Source organism: Achromobacter sp. SIMBA_011 (genome assembly GCF_046535435.1).
GTDB classification, from domain to species: Bacteria; Pseudomonadota; Gammaproteobacteria; order Burkholderiales; family Burkholderiaceae_B; genus Achromobacter; species Achromobacter dolens.
Genome location: NZ_JAWRWN010000094.1, coordinates 1 through 395, shown reverse-complemented (window position 1 = coordinate 395; position 395 = coordinate 1). Strand labels below are relative to the sequence as shown.

General features: G+C 71.1%; 1 protein-coding gene and 1 pseudogene. Both read right to left on the bottom strand.

Features of this window, described 5'->3' with window-relative positions:
- On the bottom strand, positions 1-180 hold a 180-nt coding region (locus tag SB816_RS30070; protein ID WP_059460765.1), incomplete at its 3' end, for a hypothetical protein.
- Between the two features lie 8 nt (positions 181-188).
- Positions 189-395, bottom strand: a pseudogene (locus SB816_RS30065) (cytosine permease); the annotation flags it as partial.

Genomic DNA, 395 nt, shown 5'->3' with positions numbered 1-395 from the left:
CTCGGCGTCGCACGCATCGGGCGCCTCGCCGGGGTGGCCCGGCGGCGACGGCGGGCAGCCATGCGATCCGATCGCACGGCAACCACCCGCGACGAAGCGCACGGCATGGCCGGTTCGCACCGGCCATGCCTCATCGCCCGCCACCACGGCGACCGCCGCTTCGCCCGACCCTCTCTGCACTCACCGCGTCACCGCGCCGACGACGACGGCAACTGCGCGCCCGTCTGCCGGCGCCGGTACGCGCTGTCGAGCGTCGCGAGCCAGTAGTACAGCGGCGAGGTCAGCAAGAGGCCAACCAGCCACGACAGATCCGCGCCGCCCAGATGCGCGGGAATCGGACCCGCGTACATCGGCGTATTCATGAACGGAATCTGCACGACGATCCCGATCGCATA